Raw genomic sequence first — 4,382 nt, forward strand, 5'->3', positions numbered from 1 at the left:
TTTGTTAAGCGTTGTAATTAATGCTATTACGCCATTTACTTTTAATTACTTATAAACCTAATTAAACACTACAACGTTTATAGTTACGGTATTTTGGTAACCAGTAATTTTTGTCAATTGCTGCCCATAACGCATCATCAGTAATCTCAAGAGCAACGCCCTCTTCGATTGCTTTTTTAGCGATGGCAAATGCAATACGTTTGCTTAGCGTTTCAATTTCAGTCAAGGCTGGTAATAAACTACCTTTACCTGTATTGGCTCGCGGCGACGACTCTGCAAGCATTTCGCTAGACACACTTAACATTGCATCTGTAATGCGTGTCGCTTTAGCGGCAATAACCCCTAAACCAATACCCGGGAAAATATAACTGTTGTTACATTGTGGGATTGGGAACGTTTCGCCATTGTACTCAACAGGATCAAATGGGCTACCTGTGGCAACAAGTGCTTTTCCGTCAGTCCACTTAATAACATCAGCAGGATGCGCTTCTACCTGCTTAGATGGATTACTTAATGGAAAAATAATTGGCTGTTCACAACTGGCGTGCATTGCACGAATAGCTTGCTCAGTAAACAAACCTGGTTGGCCTGAAACACCAATTAAAATGTCTGGTTGTGCACAGTTCATAACATCAAGAAGTGATGCGTATTCACCGCTGTAAGTCCAATCACTTAACGAGCCTTTAGGTTGTGCAAGTGCTTGTTGGAAATCGCGTAAGCCTTCCATACCCTCTGAAAGTAGGCCAAAACGGTCAACCATAAATACTTGGCTACGCGCTTGAGCTTCACTAATACCTTCAAAAACCATTTGGCTAATAATTTGCTCAGCAATACCACAACCAGCAGAGCCTGCACCCACAAAGACCACTTTTTGCTGACTCAATGTTGAATTTTTAACACGACACGCAGCAAGTAAAGAACCCACTGTTACAGCCGCCGTACCTTGAATGTCATCGTTAAAGCTACAAATTTCATTGCGGTAGCGCTTAAGTAACGGCATTGCATTTGGCTGTGCAAAATCCTCAAACTGAAGTAATACACTTGGCCAACGGCGTTTAACCGCTTTAATAAATAAATCTAAAAACTCATCATATTCGTCTTGAGCAATACGCTTATGGCGTGCGCCCATGTACATAGGATCGTTTAAAAGCTTTTCGTTATTAGTACCCACATCAAGCATTACAGGTAATGTGTATGCTGGGCTTATACCACCACACGCTGTGTAAAGTGACAATTTACCAATTGGAATACCCATGCCACCAATACCTTGATCGCCTAAGCCTAAAATACGTTCGCCATCGGTTACAACAATAACTTTTACTTTACCTTTGGTAGCGTTACGTAAAATGTCGTCAATTTGGTAGCGATCTTCATAAGAAATAAATAAGCCACGTGCACTGCGGTAAATGTCTGAGAATTTTTCACAAGCGTCACCAACGGTAGGCGTGTAAATGATTGGCATCATTTCTTCAAGATGATCACGCACTAAACGGTAGTAAAGTGTTTCGTTGTTATCTTGAATCGCACGTAAGTAAATATGCTTATTAAGGTTGTCGGTAAAGCTAGAATACTGCTGATAACAACGCTCAACTTGCTCTTCTATTGTTTCAAAGCGAGGAGGAAGTAAACCAGCAAGATTGAAATTTTCGCGTTCTTTTTTACTAAAGGCACTACCTTTATTTAATAGCGGTGTTTCAATTAGGCCAGGGCCAGAATGATGAATATATAAGTAGTTAGGATCAGTATTAGTTGTCATATTTCCAGGCTTTAACGAAGTCTTAAGTTATGATCTGCCATTATCATTGTTAAAGGTTTAATTGCAATGAGTATATAACTTGTCAGACCATTGATAATATACAAACACGAGCTTAACTCGTGTTTGTATTATACATAATTTAAAATTGGATCGTGGCGTTATTATTAGTTAAATCAGATAACGCAACACCTTCACGGCGCGGATCAGCACCACCATATAAGGTATTATTTTTAACTTCAACTGCGTGTAAGCCCGAGTTTAAATCAATAATACGTACATTGTGGCCGCGTTTAATAAGTGCAGGCGCAATGGCTTCGATGACTGTACCTTTTTCAAGGCTGGTGTAATCGTTACGGTTTGTTGTACGCGGTAGGTTAATGGCGTCTTGCGCTGATAAATTCCAGTCAATAACACCCACAACAACTTGTGCAACGTAATCGATGATACGACTACCACCGGGTGAGCCTACAACCAAACGTAAGCTGCCATCTTTATTAAATACCATTACCGGTGACATAGAGCTACGCGGGCGTTTACCTGCCTCTACACGGTTTGCTACCAGCTTGCCGTTTTTACGTGGCGATAACGAAAAATCAGTTAGTTGGTTATTTAAAATAAAGCCATTAACCATAACCGTAGAGCCAAACGCCATTTCAATTGAACTGGTCATCGAAACGGCATTACCTTTACTATCTACAATAGAGACATGCGAAGTAGAAGGTAACTCATACGAATCATCCATTGCATAACTTAAGTACTCGACTGGATTTCCGGCTACGGCTTTTTGGTCTGTTTCGGTAATTAATTTAGCGCGTGAGGCAATGTAATCTTTGTTTAATAGCTCTTGTGTAGGTACTTGGGTGAAATCGGGATCGCCCATGTACATATTGCGATCGGCAAATGCAATACGCGAAGCTTGGCTAAAGTAATGAATCGCCTTTTCGCTGTTTGGCTTAAGTGCGCTCATATCTTTATGCTCAAGTAGGCCAAGCATTTGCAGTACTGCTACACCGCCACTACTTGGTGGCGCCATAGAACACACGTTATAAGCTCGGTATTGAATACATACCGCATCGCGTTCTTTGCTTTTATAATCTGCTAAATCTTGCACACTTAATTTACCAGGGGCAATTTTAGAGTATTGAACAGCATTAACCATTTGTTTAGCATTTTCGCCTTTGTAAAATGCATCAATGCCCTGCTTTGCAATGTCTTTGTACAAATCAGCAAGTGGTTGATTCTTTTTAACGCTACCCGCTTCGATTAATTTACCATTTGGGTAAAAGTATTCGTTAATAATTGGCATGCTCAACACGCCAGGGTTTAACTGGCGGGCTAATAAGCCATGTAAACGCGGCGAAACAACAAAGCCTTGCTCTGCAAGTTCAATAGCCGGTTTAAAAAGCGCTTCCCACGGTAATGTACCGTATTGTTTATGCGCGCTTGCAAAGGCATGTAAAATACCGGGTACACCAACAGAGCGTCCACCTACTACGGCTTCAATCCATTTAACGGCTTTACCGTGTTTATCTAAAAACAGCGTTTCGTCTGCATTTGCAGGTGCGGTTTCGCGGCCATCAAAACTAGTCAATTTATTGTTAGCTTTGTTGTAATACATAATAAATGTACCACCGCCAATACCTGACGATTGCGGCTCAACTAAAGTAAGCACTAGTTGAGTAGCAATGGCAGCATCTACGGCACTGCCACCTTGGGCTAAAATTTGTTGACCGGCTCTTGAGGCATATGGATTTGCCGCAGCAACCATGTATTTATCACCTTGCACCACTTTTTTATGGATTAATCCAGTAGCGGCTTCAGGTTCGCGAGTTTCAATTTGAGTTGCTTGCTGTGCAAATGAAGGCAATGTTATTGCGCACAGTCCAATAGCAAATAATGAGTTAAGTTTAAAATGCATAAAAATACTAAAAACACTTAATTACGTAGTTGTATTTGGCATCTTAAAGTTAAACGGGCACAATATGCAAAAATTTTGACTAAAAAATATAATAAAATGCTTAATTTACCTATTCAACCTCGTTATATATTACCGCCTATTATTTTGCTGCTATTTAGTACCATTTTTGCTGCATTTGATTTAAATAATTTACTTGAATTTAACCGAAGCCTAATTGATGAAGGCGAACTGTGGCGAATTTTTCTAGCCAATTTGTTCATGCTAATTGGGCTCATTTGGGACTAAATGCCAGTGGTGTTTTACTAATATGGTTACTACATGGCGAATACACATCCCCTACTCGCTACGCTTTTAATACAATTGCGCTAGCACTGTGGTGTGGACTCGGTGTTTACTGGTTTTGCCCAAACATACATATTTACACCGGATTAAGTGCTCTACTGCATGGTGTAATTATATGGGGCGCAGTTAAAGATATAACCGTAGGGCTAAAGTCGGGTTATTTATTATTTATAGGTGTATGGATTAAAATAGCATTTGAGCAATTTAGCGGCCCTAATGCTGATATAGGAAAGCTTATTAACTCCACTGTGGCTATTGATGCACATTTAATTGGTGTAATTGGCGGGACTCTGCTTGCCTTACCACTGGCTATAGAGCTCTTTAAAAAGAAAAATAAAGTTAGATTTTGTTCAACCCAACAAAAAC

Annotated in this window: 2 protein-coding genes and 1 pseudogene; 1 reads left to right on the forward strand and 2 read right to left on the reverse strand. The window is 40.1% G+C overall.

What is annotated here, in order from left to right:
* Positions 1-61: 61 nt before the first annotated feature.
* Both P20652_RS09905 and ggt read right to left on the reverse strand, forming a co-directional pair.
* Positions 62-1,756, reverse strand: coding sequence for an NAD-dependent malic enzyme (locus tag P20652_RS09905; RefSeq protein ID WP_008168499.1), 1,695 nt, complete (start codon positions 1,754-1,756; stop codon positions 62-64).
* Between the two features lie 139 nt (positions 1,757-1,895).
* On the reverse strand, positions 1,896-3,674 hold the full coding sequence (ggt, locus tag P20652_RS09900) for a gamma-glutamyltransferase (protein ID WP_008168500.1): 1,779 nt from the start codon (positions 3,672-3,674) through the stop codon (positions 1,896-1,898).
* 96 nt (positions 3,675-3,770) lie between these two features.
* Between ggt and rrtA the strand changes: the two are divergent.
* Positions 3,771-4,382 (forward strand): annotated as a pseudogene (gene rrtA / locus P20652_RS18010) (rhombosortase); the annotation flags it as partial.

It is taken from the genome of Pseudoalteromonas sp. BSi20652, assembly GCF_000239855.1.
GTDB lineage: Bacteria > Pseudomonadota > Gammaproteobacteria > Enterobacterales > Alteromonadaceae > Pseudoalteromonas.

Bases quoted from the DNA above. Each gene is read 5' to 3' on its own strand.
- P20652_RS09905 (WP_008168499.1), bottom strand. From the start codon at position 1,756: ATGACAACTAATACTGATCCTAACTACTTATATATTCATCATTCTGGC.
- ggt (WP_008168500.1), bottom strand. From the start codon at position 3,674: ATGCATTTTAAACTTAACTCATTATTTGCTATTGGACTGTGCGCAATA.